The sequence below is a fragment of the Roseovarius pacificus genome (assembly GCF_900142665.1).
Classification (GTDB): Bacteria; Pseudomonadota; Alphaproteobacteria; order Rhodobacterales; family Rhodobacteraceae; genus Roseovarius; species Roseovarius pacificus.
This window is the reverse complement of record NZ_FRBR01000009.1, coordinates 138,486-161,394: the sequence shown is the minus strand read 5'-3', so window position 1 is coordinate 161,394 and position 22,909 is coordinate 138,486. Positions and strand designations below refer to the sequence as shown.

General features: G+C 62.7%; 23 protein-coding genes and 1 tRNA gene. 14 read left to right on the top strand and 10 right to left on the bottom strand.

What is annotated here, in order from left to right; genetic code table 11:
• Positions 1-388 precede the first annotated feature (388 nt).
• The 8 genes from BUB53_RS15170 to BUB53_RS15135 all read left to right on the top strand — a co-directional run bounded on the left by BUB53_RS15170 (position 389) and on the right by BUB53_RS15135 (position 7,670).
• On the top strand, positions 389-1,006 hold the full coding sequence (locus BUB53_RS15170) for a TetR family transcriptional regulator C-terminal domain-containing protein (RefSeq protein ID WP_073035615.1): 618 nt from the start codon (positions 389-391) through the stop codon (positions 1,004-1,006).
• Positions 1,007-1,138: 132 nt separating this feature from the next.
• On the top strand, positions 1,139-3,190 hold the full coding sequence (locus BUB53_RS15165) for an ASKHA domain-containing protein (RefSeq protein WP_073035614.1): 2,052 nt from the start codon (positions 1,139-1,141) through the stop codon (positions 3,188-3,190).
• Positions 3,191-3,294: 104 nt separating this feature from the next.
• Positions 3,295-3,368: transfer RNA gene (locus BUB53_RS15160), tRNA-Gly, on the top strand.
• Between the two features lie 157 nt (positions 3,369-3,525).
• The gene (cmk, locus tag BUB53_RS15155; RefSeq protein WP_073035613.1) at positions 3,526-4,137 is read left to right on the top strand and encodes a (d)CMP kinase; all 612 of its coding nucleotides are present in this window, start codon (positions 3,526-3,528) and stop codon (positions 4,135-4,137) included.
• 103 nt (positions 4,138-4,240) lie between these two features.
• Positions 4,241-6,055, top strand: a complete 1,815-nt coding sequence (rpsA, locus tag BUB53_RS15150; RefSeq protein ID WP_308424327.1) for a 30S ribosomal protein S1 — start codon at positions 4,241-4,243, stop codon at positions 6,053-6,055.
• 317 nt (positions 6,056-6,372) lie between these two features.
• Positions 6,373-6,657: an integration host factor subunit beta gene (gene ihfB / locus BUB53_RS15145; protein ID WP_073035611.1), complete on the top strand. Its 285-nt coding sequence runs from the start codon at positions 6,373-6,375 to the stop codon at positions 6,655-6,657.
• The gene (locus tag BUB53_RS15140; RefSeq protein ID WP_073035610.1) at positions 6,657-7,007 is read left to right on the top strand and encodes a LapA family protein; all 351 of its coding nucleotides are present in this window, start codon (positions 6,657-6,659) and stop codon (positions 7,005-7,007) included. The genes ihfB and BUB53_RS15140 overlap by 1 nt, the downstream gene beginning before the upstream one ends.
• Positions 7,008-7,016: 9 nt before the next feature.
• Positions 7,017-7,670 carry a phosphoribosylanthranilate isomerase gene (locus tag BUB53_RS15135; RefSeq protein ID WP_073035609.1) on the top strand — a complete coding sequence of 218 codons (654 nt, stop codon included), beginning with the start codon at positions 7,017-7,019 and terminating at the stop codon, positions 7,668-7,670.
• A gap of 42 nt (positions 7,671-7,712) precedes the next feature.
• On the opposite strand, the gene BUB53_RS22790 is transcribed toward BUB53_RS15135, so the two are convergent.
• Positions 7,713-8,000 (bottom strand): hypothetical protein, encoded by a 288-nt coding sequence (locus BUB53_RS22790; protein ID WP_159437843.1) that lies wholly within the window; start codon positions 7,998-8,000, stop codon positions 7,713-7,715.
• Positions 7,912-9,201 (bottom strand): ATP-binding protein, encoded by a 1,290-nt coding sequence (locus tag BUB53_RS15125; protein WP_073035607.1) that lies wholly within the window; start codon positions 9,199-9,201, stop codon positions 7,912-7,914. Before BUB53_RS15125 ends, BUB53_RS22790 begins: the two co-directional genes overlap by 89 nt.
• Positions 9,202-9,428: 227 nt before the next feature.
• On the opposite strand from BUB53_RS15125, the gene BUB53_RS15120 reads away from it, so the two are divergent.
• The 4 genes from BUB53_RS15120 (at position 9,429) to BUB53_RS15105 (ending at position 13,341) form a co-directional block, all read left to right on the top strand.
• Positions 9,429-10,835 carry a cytochrome P450 gene (locus BUB53_RS15120; RefSeq protein WP_159437842.1) on the top strand — a complete coding sequence of 469 codons (1,407 nt, stop codon included), beginning with the start codon at positions 9,429-9,431 and terminating at the stop codon, positions 10,833-10,835.
• Positions 10,836-11,042: 207 nt separating this feature from the next.
• Positions 11,043-12,272 (top strand): tryptophan synthase subunit beta, encoded by a 1,230-nt coding sequence (trpB, locus tag BUB53_RS15115; RefSeq protein ID WP_073035605.1) that lies wholly within the window; start codon positions 11,043-11,045, stop codon positions 12,270-12,272.
• A 112-nt stretch (positions 12,273-12,384) separates the two neighbouring features.
• Positions 12,385-12,762 carry a hypothetical protein gene (locus BUB53_RS23010; protein ID WP_188745014.1) on the top strand — a complete coding sequence of 126 codons (378 nt, stop codon included), beginning with the start codon at positions 12,385-12,387 and terminating at the stop codon, positions 12,760-12,762.
• Positions 12,763-12,795: 33 nt separating this feature from the next.
• Positions 12,796-13,341 carry a helix-turn-helix transcriptional regulator gene (locus BUB53_RS15105; RefSeq protein ID WP_073035604.1) on the top strand — a complete coding sequence of 182 codons (546 nt, stop codon included), beginning with the start codon at positions 12,796-12,798 and terminating at the stop codon, positions 13,339-13,341.
• On the opposite strand, the gene BUB53_RS15100 is transcribed toward BUB53_RS15105, so the two are convergent.
• From BUB53_RS15100 to pth, 4 genes are all read right to left on the bottom strand, one after another.
• Positions 13,332-13,709, bottom strand: a complete 378-nt coding sequence (locus tag BUB53_RS15100) for a DUF2237 family protein (protein WP_073035603.1) — start codon at positions 13,707-13,709, stop codon at positions 13,332-13,334. The genes BUB53_RS15105 and BUB53_RS15100 overlap by 10 nt on opposite strands.
• 46 nt (positions 13,710-13,755) lie before the next feature.
• Positions 13,756-14,076, bottom strand: coding sequence for an antibiotic biosynthesis monooxygenase family protein (locus BUB53_RS15095; RefSeq protein ID WP_073035602.1), 321 nt, complete (start codon positions 14,074-14,076; stop codon positions 13,756-13,758).
• A gap of 61 nt (positions 14,077-14,137) precedes the next feature.
• Positions 14,138-15,301 (bottom strand): serine hydrolase domain-containing protein, encoded by a 1,164-nt coding sequence (locus tag BUB53_RS15090; RefSeq protein ID WP_073035601.1) that lies wholly within the window; start codon positions 15,299-15,301, stop codon positions 14,138-14,140.
• A gap of 172 nt (positions 15,302-15,473) precedes the next feature.
• Positions 15,474-16,157 carry an aminoacyl-tRNA hydrolase gene (gene pth, locus BUB53_RS15085; protein WP_073035600.1) on the bottom strand — a complete coding sequence of 228 codons (684 nt, stop codon included), beginning with the start codon at positions 16,155-16,157 and terminating at the stop codon, positions 15,474-15,476.
• A gap of 121 nt (positions 16,158-16,278) precedes the next feature.
• On the opposite strand from pth, the gene BUB53_RS15080 reads away from it, so the two are divergent.
• Entirely contained in the window at positions 16,279-16,911 is a 633-nt protein-coding gene (locus BUB53_RS15080; protein WP_234983217.1) for an FkbM family methyltransferase, read from the top strand.
• Between the two features lie 57 nt (positions 16,912-16,968).
• Here BUB53_RS15080 and BUB53_RS15075 read toward each other — a convergent pair whose 3' ends face one another.
• The 3 genes from BUB53_RS15075 to trpA all read right to left on the bottom strand — a co-directional run bounded on the left by BUB53_RS15075 (position 16,969) and on the right by trpA (position 19,909).
• Complete coding sequence (locus BUB53_RS15075) at positions 16,969-17,634, bottom strand: 50S ribosomal protein L25/general stress protein Ctc (protein WP_073035637.1); 666 nt, start codon at positions 17,632-17,634, stop codon at positions 16,969-16,971.
• Positions 17,635-17,837: 203 nt separating this feature from the next.
• Entirely contained in the window at positions 17,838-19,004 is a 1,167-nt protein-coding gene (locus BUB53_RS15070; RefSeq protein ID WP_073035598.1) for an alpha-hydroxy acid oxidase, read from the bottom strand.
• 113 nt (positions 19,005-19,117) lie between these two features.
• The gene (gene trpA / locus BUB53_RS15065) at positions 19,118-19,909 is read right to left on the bottom strand and encodes a tryptophan synthase subunit alpha (RefSeq protein WP_073035597.1); all 792 of its coding nucleotides are present in this window, start codon (positions 19,907-19,909) and stop codon (positions 19,118-19,120) included.
• Between the two features lie 123 nt (positions 19,910-20,032).
• Here trpA and ychF point away from each other — a divergent pair, with 123 nt between their 5' ends.
• Positions 20,033-21,130 (top strand): redox-regulated ATPase YchF, encoded by a 1,098-nt coding sequence (gene ychF / locus BUB53_RS15060; protein WP_073035596.1) that lies wholly within the window; start codon positions 20,033-20,035, stop codon positions 21,128-21,130.
• A 533-nt stretch (positions 21,131-21,663) separates the two neighbouring features.
• Here the strand turns inward: ychF and BUB53_RS15055 are convergent.
• Entirely contained in the window at positions 21,664-22,716 is a 1,053-nt protein-coding gene (locus BUB53_RS15055; protein WP_073035595.1) for a tyrosine-type recombinase/integrase, read from the bottom strand.
• Between the last annotated feature and the right edge of the window lie 193 nt (positions 22,717-22,909).

The following is a 22,909-nucleotide window of genomic DNA, read 5'->3' as shown; positions in this document are numbered from 1 at the left end:
TTGTTGCCCCCCGCCACACCCGGCCCGATCTGCGCCATCTCCATCAGGCTCTCCCACAGCCTGTCTCCGTTCACTCGAAGATTCTCACCCGCTGAAGACATCTCAGTCTCTCCCTGTTTTCGCTTTGCTGAATTGGCCTCTTGTCGGGCCTGTGATCGTGCGTCGTCATGGGATGCGCATCAGTGCGGCAAGTCAAACGCAAATGGATCGCACCACACGTTGACCAATCGGTCAAGAAATTTCTGGAAACCCCTTGCGCCGCTGGCGGCGGATGCACAAGATCGCAGCATCGTGCCGGGCGGGCAATGCGATCTGCCCGAAGGGATGGTCTTTCTTCCGGCGCGAAAATGCAGCATTCTTGAGGCCCGTTCGTTTCCGGAGATTTTGTATGAGTACCGTGACACCCGCCAAGAAACCCACGCGCATCCAGTTGCGCAACCGAACGCGCATTCTCGATGCCGCGCTCGAAATCTTTTCGCAGCACGGCTACCGGGGGGCGACGCTGGATCAGATCGCGGCGGCGTCGGGCCTGTCCAAGCCCAATATCCTGTATTACTTCGACGGCAAGGAAGACATCCACGTCACCCTGCTCAACCAGTTGATGGACGCCTGGCTCGCCCCCCTGCGCGAGATCGACCCCAATGGCGATCCGCTGGAGGAAATCCTGCGCTACGTTCACCGCAAACTGGAGATGAGCCGCGAATTCCCCCGTGAAAGCCGCCTGTTCGCCAATGAAATCCTGCAAGGCGCACCGCGTATCGCGCCGCATCTGGAAAGCGGGCTGAAATCGCTGGTGGACGAAACCTCCATCCTGATTTCGGGCTGGATCGCCGAGGGGCGTCTGGCCCCGGTCGATCCCCGGCACCTGCTGTTTTCCATCTGGGCCACCACCCAGCACTATGCCGATTTCGATGCCCAGGTCCGCGTGCTGATGGAGGACCGCCCGGTGCATGAAGGGGCCGGGCAGTATCTCGACACGCTCTATCGGCGGCTATTGAAACCCTGATCCGGGGCATCGGCGCAGGCGTTGCGCCGCCATATGCCGCCCGCGTATCATTTTCTGACGGTTGCAGGCTGTATCCCCGTCAGCAGTGCCTTATGTTCTGCCGAGATGAACGCCAGAGCATGAGGATTCCCCATGTCGCAAGATCCCCTTGTCGTCTTTACCCCGTCCGGCAAACGTGGCCGGTTTCCAAAGGGCACCCCGGTTCTGACCGCCGCCCGGCAGTTGGGGGTGGACCTCGATTCGGTCTGCGGCGGGCGGGGGATCTGCTCGAAATGCCAGATCACGCCCAGCTATGGCGAGTTTTCCAAGCATGGCGTGACGGTGGCCGACGATGCCCTGTCGGAATGGAACAAGGTCGAGGAACGCTATGACCAGAAACGCGGGCTGAAGCCGGGCCGCCGCCTTGGCTGTCAGGCGCAGATCATGGGCGACGTGGTGATCGACGTGCCCCCCGAAAGCCAGGTCCACCGGCAGGTCGTGCGCAAGGCCGCCTCGGCCCGCGTGATCGACATGGACCCGGCGACGCGGCTCTGTTTCGTCGAGGTGGACGAGCCCGACATGCACGAGCCCACCGGCGATCTGGAACGGCTGGCGCGTGCGCTTAAACGCGAATGGGACATCCCCGGCATCCGCGCCGACCTGTCGCTGCTGTCCAAACTCCAGCCCGTGCTGCGCAAGGGCAAGTTCCAGGTCACCGTGGCGCTGCACAAATCCCACACCGACGATGTTGCCCGGCTGATCGAGATCTGGCCCGGCCTGCACGAAAGCGGCTTGTACGGGCTGGCGATCGACCTCGGTTCCACCACCATCGCGGCCCACCTGACCGACCTGGATACCGGCGAGGTCAAGGCCAGCTCGGGCATTATGAACCCCCAGATCCGCTTTGGCGAGGATCTGATGAGCCGGGTCAGCTATTCGATGATGAACCCCGGTGGCGACAAGGAAATGACCCGCGCGGTGCGCGAGGCGCTGAACACGCTGGCCGAGGAAATCGCCAAAGAGGCGAAAATCGACCCGGCGCTGATCGTGGAAACGGTGTTCGTGTGCAACCCGGTGATGCATCACCTTCTGCTGGGGATCGACCCGGTGGAACTGGGGCAGGCCCCCTTTGCGCTGGCCACGTCCGAGTCCATCTCGATGCCGGCGCGCGAACTGGACCTGACGGCGATCAACCCGCGCGCCCATACTTATGTATTGCCCTGTATCGCGGGGCATGTGGGGGCCGATGCCGCCGCCGTGGCCCTCAGCGAAGAGCCCGGCAAATCCGAGGACCTCGTGCTGGTCGTCGATGTCGGCACCAATGCCGAAATCCTGCTGGGCGACACCAGCCGCGTACTGGCCTGTTCCTCGCCCACCGGTCCGGCCTTCGAGGGCGCGCAGATTTCCAGCGGACAGCGCGCCGCCCCCGGCGCGATCGAGGCGATCCGCATCGACCCCGACACCAAGGAACCGCGCTTTCGCGTGATCGGCTGCGACAAGTGGTCGGACGAAGACGGGTTCTGGGAGGAAACCGCCGCCACCGGAATCACCGGCATCTGCGGGTCGGGGATTATCGAGGCCGTGGCCGAACTGCGTATCGCCGGGCTGATGGACGAAAGCGGGCTGATCGGTTCGGCCGAGGCGACGGGCACCGCCCGTTCCGTCCCCGAGGGGCGCACCCATTCCTACCTGATCCACGATGCCACCGCCGATGGCGGGCCGCGCATCACCGTGACCCAGGGCGACATTCGCGCGATCCAGCTGGCCAAATCGGCGCTTTATGCCGGGGCGCGCCTGTTGATGGACCAACGCGGCGTGGACAAGGTGGACCGCGTAGTGCTGGCCGGGGCGTTCGGGGCGCATATCAGCCCGAAACACGCCATGGTTCTGGGCATGATCCCCGACGTGCCGCTTGAAAAGGTGACCAGCGCGGGCAACGCCGCAGGCACCGGCGCGCGGATCGCGCTGTGCAACGTGGCCGCGCGGCGGGAAATCGAAAAGGTCGTGCGCCAGATCACCAAGGTGGAAACCGCCATCGAGCCGAAGTTTCAGGATCACTTCGTGGCCGCCAACGCCATCCCGCACAAGACCGACCCGTTCCCCGAACTGGCCAGGATCGTGCCCCTGCCCAGTCCCAGCTTCAACACCGGGGGCGATTCGGGGGGCGAAGAGGGCGGTCGCCGGCGCAGGCGGCGGCGTGGATAAGCGGCGCGGGGCGGGTCGTTCCGGGGCAGGGCGTAAATTGCTGTCCGCTCGCGCGTAGGCTCTTGACCACGGATCAGGGATTCCCTACCTACGGCTCCTGTCGGGCGGGTATGGTGAAAAGGTATCACGCGAGCTTCCCAAGCTTAAGTTACGGGTTCGATTCCCGTTACCCGCTCCAGAGATTTCCCAGGTGACGATTTCGGGGGCGCTGCCCCCGCCGCCCGTTGGGCGACTCCCCCGGAGTATTTTCGGGAAAGATGAAGAACGCGGTGCGCTCTTGAGGCGGCGGGCGCGATCCTCTAATCCTGACGGTCCGAAACTCCAGGGGGCGTCTCATGGCATTCACCATCGCGATCGACGGGCCGGCGGCGGCGGGCAAGGGAACGGTGTCCAGGGCCGTGGCCGCGCATTTCGGCTTTGCGCATCTCGATACAGGATTGCTCTATCGGGCGACGGGGCGGCGCACGCTGGACGGGACCGACCCGGTCGAGGCGGCGCGCGCGCTTCGCGCCAGCGATCTCGAGGCGGACGATCTGCGCACGCCCGACGTGGCGCAGGCCGCCAGCCGCGTGGCCGCCATCCCTCAGGTGCGCGAGGCGCTGGTGGATTTCCAGCGCGCCTTTGCCCGGCGCGCGGGCGGCGCGGTTCTGGACGGGCGCGATATCGGGACGGTGATTTGTCCCGAGGCCGAGGTGAAGCTGTTCGTCACCGCCAGCGACGAGGTGCGCGCCGGACGCCGGTTCCGCGAATTGCAGGAGAACGGGTTCGACACCACCCTTGACGAGGTGCTGGACGATCTGCGCGTCCGCGACGCCCGCGACAGCGCCCGCGCCGCAGCGCCCCTCAAGCCCGCCGGGGATGCGATTACGCTGGATACGTCGGATATGAGCATCGAACAGGCGGTCGCCGCCGCGGTCGAGGCGGTCGCCGCGCGGCTGGAAAATTGAGCGACACGTCCTTGCCGCTCCCGGCCGGATGACAGGAAGGGCTTGCAATACAAGGCGCAAGCGGCTAAATGCAGGCCCGTCGACAAGGCGGTAAACGTCGCGCATAAAGAGATCGGGCAGGGTCGGGATCACCGGCCCTCTTTGTTTTGCGTTCCGCCTGACCAACGAAACCCCAAGACCGGCGGAGACAACCGCACGGCCGGAAAAATGCACTTGTAAAGGACAAACACGCCACATGGCTCAGAACGCATCCATGGAGGAATTCGAGGCCCTCCTTAATGAAAGCCTCGAAATGGACACGCCCAACGAGGGCACTGTCGTCAAAGGCAAGGTCATCGCCGTCGAAGCGGGCCAGGCCATCATCGATGTCGGCTACAAAATGGAAGGCCGCGTCGATCTGAAAGAATTCGCAAACCCCGGTGAAGCCCCCGAAATCGCCGCCGGCGACGAGGTCGAGGTGTATCTGCGCGCCGCAGAAAACGCCCGCGGCGAAGCCGTGCTCAGCCGCGAGATGGCCCGCCGCGAAGAGGCATGGGACCGTCTGGAAAAAGCCTATGCCGACGACCAGCGCGTCGAAGGCGCGATCTTTGGCCGGGTCAAGGGCGGCTTTACCGTCGATCTCGGCGGCGCCGTGGCCTTCCTGCCGGGCAGCCAGGTCGATGTGCGCCCCGTGCGCGATGCCGGTCCGCTGATGGGTCTCAAGCAGCCGTTCCAGATTCTCAAGATGGACCGCCGCCGTGGCAACATCGTCGTGTCGCGCCGCGCCATCCTGGAAGAATCGCGTGCCGAACAGCGCGCCGAGGTCATCGCCAAGCTGACCGAAGGCGACACCGTGGACGGCGTCGTCAAGAACATCACCGAATACGGGGCCTTCGTGGACCTGGGCGGTGTCGACGGCCTGCTGCACGTCACCGACATGGCATGGCGCCGTGTCAACCACCCGTCGGAAATCCTGTCGATCGGCGAAACCGTCAAGGTTCAGGTCATCAAGATCAACAAGGACACCCACCGTATCAGCCTGGGCATGAAGCAGCTTCAGGAAGATCCGTGGGATCTGGTCGGCGCCAAGTACCCGCTGGGATCGGTCCATACGGGCCGCGTCACCAACATCACCGACTACGGTGCCTTCGTCGAGCTGGAGCCCGGCGTCGAGGGTCTGGTTCACGTTTCGGAAATGTCCTGGACCAAGAAGAACGTGCACCCCGGCAAGATCGTCTCGACCTCCCAGGAAGTCGAAGTCATGGTGCTGGAAATCGACCCGGCGAAACGCCGCGTGTCGCTTGGCCTCAAGCAGACGCAGCGTAACCCGTGGGAAGTGTTCGCAGAAACCCACCCCGTCGGCACCGAAGTCGAGGGCGAGGTCAAGAACATCACCGAATTCGGTCTGTTCATCGGCCTGCCGGGCGACATCGACGGCATGGTTCACCTTTCGGACCTCAGCTGGGATGAACGTGGCGAAGACGCGATCCAGAACTACCGCAAGGGCGACATGGTCAAGGCCGTCGTGTCCGAAGTGGATGTCGAGAAAGAGCGCATCTCGCTGTCGATCAAGGCGCTGGACGGCGATCCGTTCGCCGATGCCATCGGTGGCGTCAAGCGTGGCTCGATCATCACCGTCGAAGTGACCTCGATCGAGGATGGCGGTATCGAAGTGACCTATGACGGGCTCAAGTCCTTCATCCGTCGCTCGGACCTCAGCCGCGACCGTGCCGAACAGCGCCCCGAGCGTTTCTCGGTCGGCGACAAGATTGACGTCCGCGTCACCAACGTCGACTCCAAGAGCCGCCGTCTGGGCCTGTCGATCAAGGCCCGCGAGATCGCCGAAGAAAAAGAGGCCGTCGAACAGTATGGCAGCTCGGACTCGGGCGCATCGCTGGGCGATATCCTCGGCGCCGCTCTGAAGGGCGACAACGACTAAGCCTTCCGGCTGATCGAACGCGTGAACGGCCCCGCCTTTTCGGTGGGGCCGTTTCGTTTGTGCGGGGGTGGCGCACGGTGCCGGCGCTTGGCTTTCCCTTTGCGAATCAACACTTTTTCTGCACTGCAAAAACGGTCCGGGGCCATGCGCCCCCGGCCCCAACTTGCCGCCAACCCGGCATTTTTTCGCCTTATACGGGAAAAATAGGCTGATTTCGGGCCGTCAGGGGCTGCCTTTCTGTTTCGGTTTTTGACGATCCTGACTATAGTTCACCACAGTGATCTGATGCGCGAACAAACCAATCCTCGGGGGGGACAATGATCCGATCGGAATTGATTCAAAAGATTGCCGACGAAAATCCGCACCTCTATCAACGCGACGTCGAGCGTATCGTGAACACCATTTTCAATGAAATCACGTCTGCCATGGCCGAGGGTAACCGGGTCGAGCTGCGCGGCTTCGGGGCCTTCTCGGTGAAAAAGCGCGATGCGCGTGTCGGCCGCAATCCCCGGACGGGTGAATCCGTCCGTGTCGAGGAAAAGCATGTTCCGTTCTTCAAGACGGGCAAGCTGCTGCGTGATCGGCTGAACGGGAAATCCTGATGCGCTATATCCGCTATGCGTCGATTGCCATCTTCGCGCTGGCCCTGATCCTGATCGCGCTGGCCAATCGCAACATGGTGCAGGTCCGGGTGCTGCCCGACGAACTGTCCGGCCTCGCCGCGCTGAATCCCAGCTACGAGGTTCCGCTTTTCGTGGTGATCTTCGGCGGCATCCTGTTCGGCCTTGTCGTCGGGCTGATCTGGGAATGGATTCGCGAACACGGTGAACGGGTCGAAGCCGCGCGCAAGGCGCGCGAGCTCAGCGCCCTGCGCGCCGAGCTGCGGCGCCTCAAGGGCGAGAAACACGAAGGCAAGGACGAGGTGCTGGCCATTCTCGACGAGGCCAGCTAAACCGCCCCCATGGGCAGCGACATCAAGATCAAGATTTGCGGGCTGACCGACCCCGCCGATATCCCCGCCGCCATTCTGGCGGGGGCGTCCTATGTCGGCTTCGTGTTCTTCCCGAAATCGCCCCGCCATCTCGAACTCGAGGCTGCGGCGTTCATGGCTGCGTCCGTCCCGGTCGGCATCATGAAGGTCGCGCTGACCGTCGATGCCGACGATGCGATGCTGGATACGCTGACCGGGCAGGTGCCGCTGGACATGTTGCAACTGCACGGTTCCGAATCCCCCGAACGTGTGGCCGGGGTCAAATCCCGCTATGGCCTGCCGGTGATGAAGGCCGTGGGCATCGCCGATGCCGGTGACCTGCCACAGCTCGAAACCTATGGCCGCGTGGCCGACCAGTTGCTGGTGGATGCCAAGCCCCCAAGGGGGGCCGACCGCCCCGGCGGCAATGCCGTGGCCTTCGACTGGACCCTGATCGCGGGGCGCCGCTGGCCGGTGCCGTGGATGCTGGCCGGGGGGCTGACGCCCGAAAACGTGGCGCAGGCCGTGCGCCTGACAGGGGCGCGGCAGGTCGATGTGTCCTCGGGCGTGGAAAGCGCGCCGGGCGTCAAGGACGCCGACATGATGCGCGCCTTTGTCGAGGCGGCGCAATCGGGCGCGGCCTGAGCGTCGGCATCGGTCGCGCGGGCGTGGAGCGACATGTGTCGTTCAGCCGCGTTTCCGGCGTCTGACCCCGACTGCGGCAAGCATCAGAAAAGCACTCCCCAGAACGGGCAGGCTGGCGGGCAAGGGAACCGGCGAGAGTTGCGGGGTATACTCCACCGCATTCGCCTGCCGCGCCCCTGTCATCAGGTTGAAGCGCGCACCGGGGTCCATCTGCACCCGAAACATGTAGCGGAAGCTGGCGTCAAAGCTGGCAGTCGTATCGGTCCCGTCGGCAATGGCCGTCGTGGCCGCAAAGAAGTTGAACCCGTCGAATGCGCCGCTGCTGGTCACGAGCTGTTCCGTGACGCTGGCGTCCGCATCGCCATCTGCGATAGTCCGAAGATACGGCGCCAGAGGCAGGTAATCGACCTGGGTGCCGACTGACATATTTCAGCGCCGCCTCCAGATGCATCGCCGCCTCGCGATGGGCGCCCAGTGTCGCCGCCCGCTCCGCCGCGCGGGGCGCATAATCCAGCACGACATCCCGGCTGTCCGCGCCCTGCGCGTGATGCACGATCATATCCACGGGCGGATCGGTCTCGTGCTCCAGCAGGGCGGCCATGATCTTTGCATGCGCATCGCTCCGGGCCGGGGGCGACAGGCGCTCATAGGCGACCAGCCGGGCCAGTTCGTGCCGGAATTTGAAATGCCGCCCCGACCCGACCAGAAAATGGCGGTCCGTGACATCGGGCAAAAGCGATGCCGCCGCCCCGCCCGTCACCGCCTGCAACAGGTCCAGCGACACCTCGCCCGGACAGCACGCGGCAAGTTCGAGCAGCTCGCGCATCGCTGCGGGCAGGGCGTTGATCCGCGCGTTCACGGCGTCGGCCACCGAAACCGGCACGATGCCCGCCTCTTGCCGATGGTTGATAATCTCGGTGACGAAGAACGGGTTGCCGCCGGTAATTTCGGTCAGCCGCTCGGCGGAATAGCCACTCCCGGAGGCGATCTGGCGTATCGCCTCGATGGACAGCGGCGGCAGGAACAGTTGGGATTTCCGCGCCGCGGGAATGCCGCCAAGCGCGGTGCGCAGCGGATGTGCCGCCTCAACCTCGTCATCGCGAAAGCTGGCGATCAACAGGACGGGCAGTTGAGAGACGCGCCGCCCGATATAGTTGAGCCAGTCCAGACTGCGCTGATCCGCCCAATGCAAATCCTCGATCACCAGAACGGCGGGCGCGCGCAGCGCACCGGCCCGCCCAATGAACCCTTCGAAAAACCGGGCTTCGTCATTGTCGTTCAGTCCGGTGCCGAACAGGCCGTGACAGATATCGCGGAGCGGCCCAAGCGGGCGCGGCGTGTGCAGAGGGTCGCACAAACCGATGGCGCGGGGCACCGCAGGCGCGAGGCCGGACAGGAATGCGTCGATTACCGAAGATTTCCCGATACCCGCTTCGCCGCAAACCAGAACGATTTGCCCGCCGTTCCCGGTGACGCGATCGAAACGGTCGCGCAATTCGCCAATTATCTCGTCGCGTTCGATCAGCGGCACGACAAAATCCCTTGCCGGAATATTCAAAGTATACAGCCTGAACTGTGTAAGAAAGCGGCTAGTCGCTCAAGCATGAAACGATTTTCAGGCAGGTCTGGTCGCCATATGGGCGATTAAAGCAGCCGAACGGTTTCCGATTTCCGGGTTTGGCCCCTATACTCGCACCCGAATGTGCGATCCCGAACATGGCGAGACTTTGAGACATGAACAACAGTCCGAGACAGGACATGCCGTCCGATACGAAGCCTCGCAAATTTCCACCCCGACCGGACGACGGGTTTCCCCTTCTCGGCAACATGCCCGCCTTTGCCGGGAACCAGCTGGGCTATCCGGGTAAAGTCACCCGGAAATACGGCGATATCGTCGATCTCAACCTTGCCGGCTGGCGCACATGGCTGGTCAGCGACATGGAGGCGCTGGAACAAATCCTGGTGCGCGATCATGGCAAGTTCATCAAGACGCCCCTGATCTGGCGTCAGATCAGGGCGGTGTTCGGATTCGGGCTTCTTTCAAGCGACGGTAGCCTCTGGCAGCATCAGCGCCGCCTCGCCGCGCCGCATTTCACGCCCCGGCGCGTGCAGGATTACGATGCGCTGATCGTGTCGCTCGCCCGGAAAGAGGTCGATCGCTGGCAGGACGAGACCACGTTCGACATCCACCCCCATATGATGAACCTGATGCTCCGTATCGTCACGGGCACCATGTTCGATGCCGATGCGGAATTCGAAGTCGAGATCATGGAGCGCGCGCTCACCCTTCTTCTCAAGGAAATGGCGCATCGGTTCCGGCGTCCGGTGCTGATCCCCGACTGGGTGCCGCTGCCATCGAACCGCCGCTACCTCAGGGCAATCGGCGAAATCGACGGCGTGGTGGACCGTCTTCTGCAAGAGCGTCGCGTAAACGGCACCCGGGGGCGCACGGATTACCTGTCGTCCCTGATGGACTCGCGGGATGAGAGCGGTCAGCCAATGTCCGACACGCAGATACGCGACGAAGCGGTGACCGTCCTTCTTGCGGGTCACGAAACCACCGCGCTGACCATGACATGGGCATTCTACCTGCTGGCGCGGCATCCGGATATCCAGGCAAAGGTGATCGCCGAAATCGAATCGGAGATCGGTCATCGCGACGCCACCAGCGCCGACATGCCGAAATTGCAGTACACGCAGGCCGTCATAACGGAATCCATGCGCCTTTATCCGGCTGGCTGGATGTTCGGGCGCGAGACGACGGAAGATTGCGAGATCAAGGGCTATCACTGCCCCAGGGGCACGCAGATCCTGATCGCCCCGTGGGTGCTCCACCGCGATCCCCGGTACTATGACACCCCGGAGGCGTTCCGCCCCGAGCGCTGGCTTGACGGACTTGCGCAGCGGCTCCCGCGCTATGCCTTTCTGCCGTTCGGGGGCGGGCCGCGGATCTGCATCGGCAACAGCCTCGCGCTGCTCGAAACCACCCTCTCGCTCGTCACGATCCTTCAGCGCGGCTCGCTCGAATGGCGCGGGGACCACCCGGTCAAGCCCTATCCCTCCGCAACGCTCATTCCCCAGGGCGGCGTGCATGTCGCCTTCCGGCGCCGGAGCGGAGAGGGGGCGTGCAAGGACCGGCTGGCCGCCGCGTCTTCCCCTTCGTGAGTCGCACAAGGACGGAATGGCGCCGGGGCACCGGGGCCGCCCTGAACCGGATGTCACGACGCTGTGCAAACGCCGGACCGGCGACAGGGCAGGGCCGTTTGATCCCATGGCCATGTGCCCCTTGCGCCGGTCGGTTTTCGCTGGAAAATCGCGCCTGCGTCCCATATTGAACGTCAGGATCAAGGCCCAGACGGGAAGGCAAATACCATGAACGATCTTTTCAATTCCTTCATGACCGGACCCGATGAAAAGGGGCGGTTCGGCGATTTCGGGGGGCGGTTCGTTTCCGAAACCCTGATGCCGCTGATCCTCGAACTGGAAAAACAGTACGAACACGCCAAGACCGATCAGTCCTTCTGGGACGAAATGCACGATCTCTGGACCCATTACGTGGGCCGCCCCAGCCCGCTCTATTACGCCGACCGGCTGACCAAACACCTCGGCGGGGCCAAAATCTATCTCAAGCGGGACGAGCTGAACCACACCGGCGCGCACAAGATCAACAACGTGCTGGGCCAGATCATCCTGGCCCGCCGCATGGGCAAGACCCGCATCATCGCCGAAACCGGCGCCGGTCAGCATGGCGTGGCCACCGCAACCGTCTGCGCCAAGTTCGGCCTGAAATGCGTGGTCTACATGGGCGCGCATGATGTCGAACGGCAAAAACCCAACGTCTTCCGCATGCGCCTTCTGGGGGCCGAGGTGATCCCGGTGACCTCTGGCCGCGGCACGCTCAAGGACGCGATGAACGACGCGCTGCGCGACTGGGTGACCAATGTCCGCGACACGTTCTACTGCATCGGCACCGTCGCCGGTCCGCACCCCTATCCGGCCATGGTCCGCGATTTCCAGTCGATCATCGGCAAGGAAGCCAGGGAACAGATGCAGGCCGCCGAAGGCCGCCTGCCCGACACCCTCATCGCCGCCATCGGGGGCGGCTCGAACGCGATGGGCCTGTTCTATCCGTTCCTCGACGACAAATCGGTCAACATCATCGGGGTCGAGGCCGGCGGCAAGGGCGTGAACGCCAAGATGGAGCATTGCGCCTCCCTCACCGGCGGGCGGCCCGGCGTGCTGCACGGCAACCGCACCTACCTGTTGCAGGACGATGACGGCCAGATCCTCGAAGGCTATTCGATCTCGGCAGGGCTCGATTACCCCGGCATCGGCCCCGAGCACAGCTGGCTGCACGATATCGGACGCGCGCAATACGTTGCGATCACCGACAAGGAGGCGCTCGAAGCCTTCCAGTTGTGCTGCCAGCAAGAGGGGATCATCCCCGCTCTGGAGCCCAGCCACGCGCTGGCCCATGTGATGAAGATCGCGCCGACCCTGCCCGCTGATCACCTGATCTGCATGAACATGTGCGGCCGGGGCGACAAGGATATCTTTACCGTCGCGCGTCACCTCGGGTTCGACATGGACGATGCCGACTGACCCATAAACCCCGGTTTATAGCCCCTGTTCTAAACCCCCGGTCCACTGGCGCCGGGGGTTTTTCGTGCCTAGTATGATACCGACCACGCCCCGCCGCGGGGCCTGCAAAGGTATGACACCGATGAACCGCCGCCGCTTTACCGTTGCCCTTCTGGCCTTGCTCGTTCCGCTCGGGTCGCAAGCCCATGCCGGGGCTGCGCAGGATCGGATCATCGAGCAACTGCGCGATCAGGGCTTTGACGAGATCACCGTCACCCATACCCTGCTGGGCCGTGTCCGTATCGTCGCGCAAGAGGACGATACCCTGCGCGAGATCATCCTCAACCCGTCCACCGGCGCGATCCTGCGCGATTACTGGACCGAGCTGGACGATGATGATGACGACGATGATGATGACGACGACGATGATGACCGCGACGACGACGATGACGACGACCGCCGTCGCGGTGTTCTGGATGACGATTACAAACGCGGAAAAGACGATGATTGATCCCATGCCGCCTGCAAACCGACGGTGCGCGGCATGAAGGCCCCGCTGTCGCACCTGGCGCTGTTCGCCGTGCAATTCGCCTGCGCGGCGGTGTTCCTTTATGACATCCTCGCCAATCTCCTGGGGCTGCGCGCCGCACCGATCAGCTGGCAGTTCTACGAGTTCATCGAAATCGGCGCCGTGCTCGGGCTTGTTCTGGGGGCCGTGGTGTCGGGCTGGCTGCTGGTGCGCGCGATCACCCGCCAGCGCCGGGCCGAGGCCAGTTTGCGCCTCGCCTCGGGCGCGTTCATGCAGGTGCTCGAAGAGCGCTTCGATCAATGGGGCCTGACACCGGCGGAACGCGACGTGGCGCTGTTCTCGGTCAAGGGGCTGTCGCTGTCGGAAATCGCAGCCATGCGCAACACGTCGGACGGAACGGTCAAGGCGCAAAGCAACGCCATCTACCGCAAGGCCGGGGTCAGTGGCCGCGCCCAGCTTCTCAGCCTGTTCATCGACGATCTCATGGCCGAGGCCCTGCCCGGCGTGCCCGAACACGAAGCCCTGCCCAGGGTACAGGCCGACGAACCCGCTCAGGCGTGATCGGCGTGTTCCCGCAGCACCTGTAGCGGCACGATGTCCAGCGCGCGCTCATGCGTGGCCTCCAGCCGCACCCTTGGTGCGCAACCCTCGTCATGGGCCTGTAGGAAGCGCGCGGCGCACAGGCACCACTGATCGCCGGGGGCCAGCCCGGCAAAGCCGAATTCGGGGCGCGGGGTGCTCAGGTCGTTGCCCACATATTTGGAATAGGCCAGGAATTCCGCCGTCATCAGTGCACACACCGTATGGCTGCCCTGATCTTCGGAACAGGTGTTGCAATGCCCGTCGCGGAAAAACCCCGTCACAGGGTCTTGCGAGCACATTTGCAATGCGCCCCCCAGCACGTTCACGGGATCGTCCTTGCCTATCATCGCGCATCCTCCGTTTTGGCAAAAGATAGCACGATACACGGCGAAATCATCCCTCGTGCAACACCGTCTCGAACCCCTCGAACGAGGGCGGCCCCATCAGGGCGTCCTTCGTCTTCGATTGTCCGGCGTTCTTGTGGGCATCGCGGAACTGCTGCGATCTGGTCCAGGCCTCGAACGCCTCGCGGCTCTCCCAGATCACATGGCTGGAATACAGGCGGTACCCGTCGCCATCCGGCCCCTTCAGCAGGCGGAACTCGCGAAACCCTTCCATGTCCTTCAACCGGCTTTCGCGTTCGGCCCATGTGGTTTCGAACTGCGCCTCGTGCCCGTGCCGCACCTTGAACCGGTTCATTGCGATAAAACTCATCGCGCCCTCCTGTGGCAATTTCCTGCACCACTAAATATGGCGTGCTGGCAGGGTCAACCGTTTACAGCGCTTCGGCAATGCGGCGCATCATCCCAACGTTTTCGGCATGCGCACCGGGGTCGCGAAACTGCCGGTCGGCGGCGGTGACGACAATCACCACGTTGCGGGTCTGGTCTATGTAGATGTACTGCCCGTAAATGCCGCGGGCCATGAACACGCCTTCGGGGGCGTTCACCGGCATCCACCACTGATAGCCATAGCCCATCTCGCCCGGCCCGGTCGGGGCGCTGGCGCGGGTCGATGCCGCAACCCAGTCCGCCGGAACCACCTGCCGCCCCTGATATGCGCCCATCTGTTCGAACATCAGGCCGAAACGCGCGTAATCCCGCGTGCGCATGTTCAGCCCGCCCAGAACGAAGGCCACGCTTTCGCCATCGCTCAGGTAATAGGGCGCGGCTTCCAGCCCCAGTGGTGCGATCACCTTTTCGGCCATCAGGTCGGGAATGCTGCGGCCCGTCGCTCCGCGCACCACCATGCCGATGACATGCGTGTCGATTGAAACGTATTTCCACCGCTCGCCCGGCTGCGCCGCCCGCGCCGTCAGCCCGGCGGCAAACCCGTCCATCGTGCCGCCAAGCGCCAGAACCCGGCCCATCCGGTTGATGTCGGAGTCATAGTCCAGGTAATCCTCGTCGAACTCCACACCGCTGGTCATTTGCAGAACATTGCGAATCGTGGCCCCGTCATAGGCGCTGCCGGCCAGTTGCGGGGCATACTCCGTCACCGGCACGTCGATGGAACCGATCGCCCCTTCGTCCAGCAATATGCCGAACAGCGCCGACAGATAGCTTTTCGCCATCGACCAGCTTATGCGCCGGTCTTCGGCGCCGGTGCCCTTGTGGTAACTCTCGTGCACGATGCGCCCCTCGTCCAGCACCAGAAGCGAGGTCAGATCGCGCGCCGCGATCCAGTCCGTCACCCCCTCCGGCAGGGCCATCGGCTCGCCCTGGGGCAGGTCCGATACCGGCCCGTCGCCGCGCGACACGGGCACCGTCAGAAAGGCCCGCTCCATGTTCGAGAAATTCCCGACGATCTTCCCCTCGTCGAACAGCGTGTTGACCGCCCACAGGCGGGTGATCTCTTCACGCTTCCACAGGCCCACCACGACCGCAGCCAGCAGTGCCATCAGCACCAGCCGCAAACCCCATTTCAAAATTATGCGCATGTCGCTTGTTCCTCGCCCCGTTTGCGATCAGCAAAGCACCGCCGCATGCCCGCGTCCAGCGTGACGCGACGACGCGAAATGCGCCGGTTGTGTCCATGATGGATGCAAATTCTGCAATGACCCCGGATTTTCGTACAAAACGCGCGTACACTTCGTACGTTTCGTACAAAACTCAGCGGAACTTATCGACGAGCTTCTGTATCGCGCTGCGGGTGTCTTTGGCGGGTGGTTCCACCGGTTTTTCGGCGGGTTTTTCCTGGGTCTTCGGCTTGGGATTGGCGGGTTTCGCCGGGGCCATGCGTTGGGCTATGGCGTTGAGAAACCTGTCTTTTCTGCCTTCTGCCAGGTCCGGCGCGCCATCCCCGATCCCGCGCATCAGGTCGTCCAGCCATTCGGCATCGGCCCTGGCGAAATCCTGCAACACGTAATGCGCCACCAGTTCCTTGCGTCCCGGATGCCCGATGCCCAATCTAACCCTTTGATATTGTTCGCCAATATGCTGGTGAATCGACCGCAACCCATTATGCCCGGCATGCCCGCCGCCCATCTTGACCCGCGCCTTACCCGGTGCAAGGTCCAGTTCGTCATGAAAAACCGTTATATCTTGGGGGGTTAGCTTGTAGAACCGCATCGCTTCGCCCACCGACTGGCCGCTCAGGTTCATGAAGGTCAAGGGCTTGAGAAGTAACACTTTTTCCCCGCCCAAACGCCCTTCGCACAATTCGCCCTGAAACTTCTGTTTCCAAGGCCCGAATCCATGGTCTTCGGCGATTCGATCCAGCGCCATAAAGCCGATATTGTGCCGGTTTTTCGCGTATTTGGTGCCGGGATTTCCCAAACCCACAAATAGTAGCATTGCCGTGGCCCCTGTCTTTGGTGATTGTGGTCTAAGCCGCATGACGCACGGAATCAACGAACAAGGGGTGGTAATGGCCGAATACGAGTTAAATGGCGTAAAACTGGTAATTCCCGATGCCATGCTCAGCAAACGCATCGCCGAAAAATTGGAAAAAGGCCGCTACGAAGGCCACGAGGCGCAAGCCGCCCTGATGCGCGTGCGCGGCGGCAGCCGCGTTCTGGAACTTGGATCGGGGCTTGGCTATATCGCCTCGATCTGCGCCGCGATTGCGGGGCCGGAAAACGTGACCACGGTCGAGGCCAACCCCGACATGTTGCTGGTGGTGCGGGATAATCTGGACCGGAATGGTTTCCAGAGCGTTACCTTGCTGCACGGCGCTGTGACCGGTCAGGTGGGCGGTGAGGAAGTCATTGAATTTGAACGCACAAAGGCGTTTTGGGGTGCGTCGATCGCAAGGGAGGGTTCCAACCGGGACACGATTGTCAAAGTGCCGCTCCTGCGCCTGTCCGACCTGCTGGCCACTTATCGCCCGGATATCGTGATCATGGATATCGAAGGCGCCGAGCAAACCCTGTTCGATGCGCCGTGGCCCGAACACGTTCGCAGCGTTATGATGGAACTGCACCCCGGTCGCTACCCCGACACGACGATCAAGAAGATCGTCGATTGCATGTCGGTCTCGGGCCTTACCTATGATCCGGGGCCATCGCGCGGGCGTATCCTTGGCTTTCGCAAACTGCGCGGGTCATGAAAAAACGCGGGTCGTTTCCGACCCGCGTTTTCCACATGTTCTCAAGCGGACAGGACCTTATTCCTCGCCACCCTCGGCTGCTGCTTCATCGCCGACGGTTGGAACCTCGGCCGCATCTTCAGCGCCTTCTTCCTCGTCCTCATCGGAACTCAGGGCAGACGGGGCCGCGATGTTGCAGATCACGAAGTCACGGTCGATTGTCGGCTTGGTGCCTGCGGGCAATTCCACCTGACTGATCGTCACGGTATCGCCGATTTCCAGCCCGGACAGATCAACAGTGATCTTTTCGGGGATGTCGCCCGCAGTCACGATCAGTTCGATCTCGTTGCGGATCACGGTCAGGAAGCCGCCTTTGGTGATGCCCGGTGCGGCATCTTCGTTCACGAACTCAACCGGGATGAAGAGGTTGATCTTGGTCGTGCGGCGCAGGCGCATCAGGTCGAGGTGCGTCGGCAGATCCTTGACGATGTCGCGCTGAACGTCGCGGCAGATCACACGCACGTCTTCGTGCCCGTCAACCTTGAGGTTGAACAGGGTGGACTTGAAGCGGCCCTGTCTCAGCTTTTTGATCAGGACGTTGTAAGGAATCTGAATCGGAAGCGGATCGACGTCGCCACCAAAAACGATGCCCGGAACCATATGTGCACGACGTGCTGCACGAGCGGCGCCCTTGCCCGTCCCCGTGCGTTCCTGGGCGTGAAGATCAGGAATTTCTCCAGCCATGATATTCTCCATAAGTTAGGGCGGGGTTCCTCCAAGGCTGTAACCCCGCGTGAAGCCGCGCGTATAGACCGGATTTTCCAACATGAAAAGGCCGAAAACACGCGGTGGCCCCGTATTGTGGGGCAATACTGTCGATCCTCTGACAGGGCTGCGCCCGTCGTGGCGGGTTCCGTTCTGTCAAAGGGGGCGGCTGCGGCCCTGTCTCAGCTTTGCCAGCGGCCCTCGAAGCCTTCGGGAATCATCAGGATATCGCGGTCGAGCGTTTTGACATCCGTGCGCCCACACAGCGCCATCGACACGTCCAGTTCCTTGTGAAGGATCTCAAGCGCCCTGGTGACACCTGCTTCGCCCATGGCACCAAGACCATAGACAAAGGCCCGCCCGACATAGGTGCCCCTGGCCCCGAGGCTGAGCGCCTTGAGAACATCCTGACCCGAGCGAATCCCGCTGTCGAGATGCACCTCGATTTTGTCGCCCACGGCGTCCATGATTGCGGGCAGGGCGCGAATGGCACTTAGCGCGCCGTCGAGTTGCCGCCCGCCGTGGTTCGACACGATGATCGCATCCGCCCCGACATTCAGCGCCTCATGCGCATCGCGTGGGTCCATGATGCCCTTGATGATCAGCGGGCCGTCCCACATCTTGCGGAATTCACGAATGCGGTTCCAATCCAGCGAAGGGTCAAAGGCGCTGGCTGTCCAGTCCGTCAGAGACGACGGATCGGATACCCCTTTGGCGTGGCCGACGATATTGCCGAAGAACCGCCGTTTCGTGCCCAACATGCCCAGGCCCCATTGTACCTTGGTCATCATGTTGGCCATTGATTTTGCGGTAAGCTTGGGTGGGGCGGACAGGCCGTTTTTCAGATCCTTGTGCCGTTGACCAAGCACTTGCAAGTCCACGGTGATCATCGCGGCCGAACATTTCGCGTCTTTCGCCCGGTCGAACAGGCGCTGCATGAAATCGTCGTCCTTCAGCGTATAAACCTGCATCCAGAACGGTTTGTTCGTGTTTTCTGCCACATCCTCAATCGAACAGATCGACATGGTGGACAGCGTAAAGGGAACGCCGAATCTTTCGGCGGCGCGGGCGGCCTTGATCTCGCCGTCGGCGTGTTGCATGCCGGTCAACCCGACCGGGGCCAGCCCAACCGGCATCGACACGTCCTGACCCACCATCTGGCTGGCCGTGCTGCGCCCGTCCATGTCGACCGCCACGCGTTGCCGCAGGTAGATATCCGAGAAATCCGTGGTGTTCTCGCGAAAGGTCTGCTCGGACCAGCTACCGGATTCCGCATAGTCATAAAACATGCGCGGTACACGGCGTTCATAGATGCGTTTGAGGTCGTCGATGCAGGTGATCACGGGCATGGCGGGAATCCATCTGGAAACTGGTCAGGTTTAGTTACCAGTGAAGGCGCGCGCGCGCAATGAGCCCTTGTTTCAGGGCGCCATATACTGTCATGCAGGCCGGGGTGAGCGGATCAGGCGGAATGTGCCCCTCCGGCCAGTCCGCGAACGAACTCCAGCACCTCGGGAACGGTGGCGCCATCGGCCAGCTTGCCCACGATGGCCGAGCCCACGACCGCACCGTCGGCGACCCCGGCGATTTCGCGGCTGGTTTCGGGGCTGCGGATGCCAAAGCCCACGATCACCGGCAGGTCGGTTTTTGCCTTGATGCGCGCCACTTCGGGGGCGACATCGGCGGCCTGAGCCGCGGCCGCGCCGGTGATTCCGGTGATCGAAACATAATAGACAAAGCCCGATGTGTTCTGGAGCACCTTGGGCAGGCGCTGATCGTCGGTGGTGGGGGTCGCCAGACGGATGAAGTTCAGTCCGGCCTTCTGGGCGGGAATGCACAGTTCGTCGTCTTCTTCGGGGGGCAGGTCCACCACGATCAGCCCGTCGATTCCGGCGGTTTTTGCGTCGGCAAGGAACTTGTCGACGCCGCGGTTATAGATCGGGTTGTAGTAACCCATCATGACAATCGGCGTCGTGTCGTCGGCTTTGCGGAACTCGCTGGCCATGGCCAGCGTCTTTTCCAGCGTCTGCCCGCCCTCCAATGCACGCTGTCCCGCCAGTTGGATCGTCGGGCCATCGGCCATCGGGTCGGTAAAGGGCATGCCCAGTTCGATGATGTCCACGCCCGCGCCGGGCAGGCCCTTGATGACCTCCAGCGAGGTGTCATAATCCGGGTCGCCCGCCATCACATAGGCGACAAAGGCCTTTTTCCCTGCGGCGGTCAGCTCGGCGAATTTGGCGTCGATACGGGTCATGGCGGCATCCTGTGCTTGATCGGGACGGGTTTGGCCGAAAGGCAGGTGAAAATCAATGCCCTGCTTGACCTCTGTCCGCTTCGCACCCTAGATGCGCGCAATTCAGTTTCAGGAGGGCCGGTCATGGGCTTCAAGATGGGGATCGTGGGGCTGCCCAACGTGGGCAAGTCGACGCTGTTCAATGCGCTGACGAAAACGGCGGCGGCACAGGCGGCCAATTTTCCGTTCTGCACGATTGAACCCAATGTCGGCGAGGTGGCCGTGCCCGATGCACGTCTGGACACCCTGGCCGAAATCGCCGGATCGAAACAGATCATTCCGACGCGCATGACCTTTGTGGACATTGCCGGGCTGGTCAAAGGCGCTTCCAAGGGCGAGGGGCTGGGCAACCAGTTCCTGGCCAATATCCGCGAAGTCGATGCGATTGCCCACGTGCTGCGTTGCTTCGAAGACGGTGACGTGACCCATGTGGAAGGGCGCGTCGATCCGGTGGAAGATGCCGAGGTGATCGAGACCGAACTGATGCTGGCCGATCTGGAATCCATCGAGAAACGGCGTGCGGGTCTGGTGCGCAAACTCAAGGGCAACGACAAGGAGGCGCAGCAACAGGATCGCTTGCTGGCCGCCGCACAGGAGGTTCTGGAAGAGGGCAAGCCGGCCCGCCTGGTGGAGGTGTCCGAGGATGACGCCAAGGCGTGGAAAGGCCTGCAATTGTTGACCACAAAGCCGATCCTCTACGTTTGCAACGTGGACGAAGGCAGCGCCGCGTCAGGCAACGAGTTCTCGGCCCGGGTCGAGAAAATGGCCGCCGAGCAGGGCGCGGCCATGGTCATCATCTCGGCACAGATCGAGGAGGAGATCAGCCAGTTGGACGCCGAAGAGGCCGCCATGTTCCTCGAGGAAATGGGGCTGGAAGAGGCCGGGCTGGACCGCCTGATCCGCGCGGGGCATAAGCTGTTGAATCTCGAGACCTATTTCACGGTCGGCCCCAAGGAGGCCCGTGCCTGGACGATCAGGGTGGGGACCACGGCGCCCAAGGCGGCGGGGGTGATTCACGGGGATTTCGAAAAGGGCTTCATCCGGGCCGAGACCATCGCCTTTGACGATTTCGTCGCCTGCAAGGGCGAGCAGGGCGCCAAGGAAGCCGGCAAGATGCGCGCCGAGGGCAAATCCTATGTCGTCAAGGATGGCGACGTTCTGCACTTCCTGTTCAACACCTGAGCCGGACATTCCTTAACCGTTCCTGACAGGAGCGCGCGCCGCATCCCGGCGCGTGCCGTCGAATCATGCGCCAAGCCCTTGGTTAACAGGGCTTTGGCCGGGACTCGGGCGTTCGGTATCGCGTCGGTATTCCATCGGTATCGCGTCGGTGCACCCGACAGGCCGGGTGCGGATGAACAGGGCCTTCGGTGACGGATCGTACGTTGCGTACGCGCGTTTCGTACGTTTCAGGATGAGTGGTAAGAGGGGCGGATCAGCCTCCTGACGATGAGGCGGTCGCGCGGATTCCGATGTTTCGGATCTTGGTGCGTGGCGGCCACGGCCAAAGGGCATTTGGCTCCGATCCTGATTTGAGTGAAATAGGAGGACAATTCCGACTTGCTCCCCCGTGCGGCTTTCGATAAACGCGTCGGCGGAGACGTGGCCGAGTGGTCGAAGGCGCTCCCCTGCTAAGGCCGCGCACTCTCCGGGTAAGCCGCTGGAAAACAGCGACTTTTCCCCTGCCCAGAATCGCGATTCCCAAATTTTGCCCATCATGGCCGGAAGTCCCAACCGTGGGCAAGAAGCCGGGCGCCCAGATCATCCGGGGCCTGCTTGCGATAGTGCATCGCCATCTGCGAGTCCGACCATCCGCCCCGCTCGATCAGCAGGGCAAGATCGCCGACCTGCGCACTGAACCATGTCGCCCAGGTGTGGCGCAATGTGTAGAAAACGATTTCCTCGTGCGCGCGCAAACCGGCCGCATCACACAGCTTGTGGAACGGTCTGATGAGATGCGTGCCGCGGTTTTCCCTGGTGATGATCGGGCGGCCGGTCGGCGTCAGGAAAATGAGGCCCTCTTCGGGCAGCGGGTCCATGAGTTCGAGGGACCGGTCGGGCACACGCACCCAGCGCCGCCGACATTTGGTCTTGCGGGCTCCACTCTGAACGCCCCGCACAAAGACTTGTTGCGTCGACCAGTTGCAATCCTCGGCCCGGACGACATGGGTCTCGCCCGGCGCGGCTCCGGTGCCGAGTTCGAAGGCGATCAGTTTCAGAAGACGCCGTTTCGGATCCTGCAGACCGGCCATTTCGGGCTTTTGGGCCACGCGGATCAGACTCTCCGCCTCCTCCAGGGTGAGCGTGCGCTCGCGCTGCGAGGGTTCCCATTGCCGCGGCCGCTTTCCGAGAGCAAAGTTGATCACCGCGTTCGCCGGTACCAGCACCTGCCGTTGCGCCGTCCTGTTAGTGGTCCACGTCGGCCGTTTCAGATCGACAAGGGCCTGATCCAACATGAACGACGTGATTTCGTCGACACCGATAAACGGCCCAAAATAGTCGGTGAGCTCCTCCACCTCCTTTGCATGCTTGCCGAAGCGCTCGACATAGAGCCGTCCCGCTTCCTGGAAGCTGGGATAGGGCGAGAGCACCCGCTCCCACGCTGCATCGTGAACACCCTTGGCCACTTCAATGGCTATTTCAGCCGCCTCGATATCGCAAACCCCCGTTGACCGGCGATACCTCTGCCCTTCGACATAGAAGTCGAAGCAGTACGAGCGGCCATCCCAGAACGGATACCAGCACGCTGTTCCTTTGAGCTTTCCCATTTCATTGCGTTCCTTAAATCAGTGATGTGCTTCAAGTAAAAAACGGGCTTTCGCCCCCTCCACTCACACACTTCAAAGGCAGGTGAATACTTCCTCCTCAGGTTGAGTAGTTGGCGCTCGGAGATGCCAAGGTGCGCTGCGGCTTCAGTACGGGTAAGTGGCCGTTCACTGAGGTCTATGGCATCTGACATGG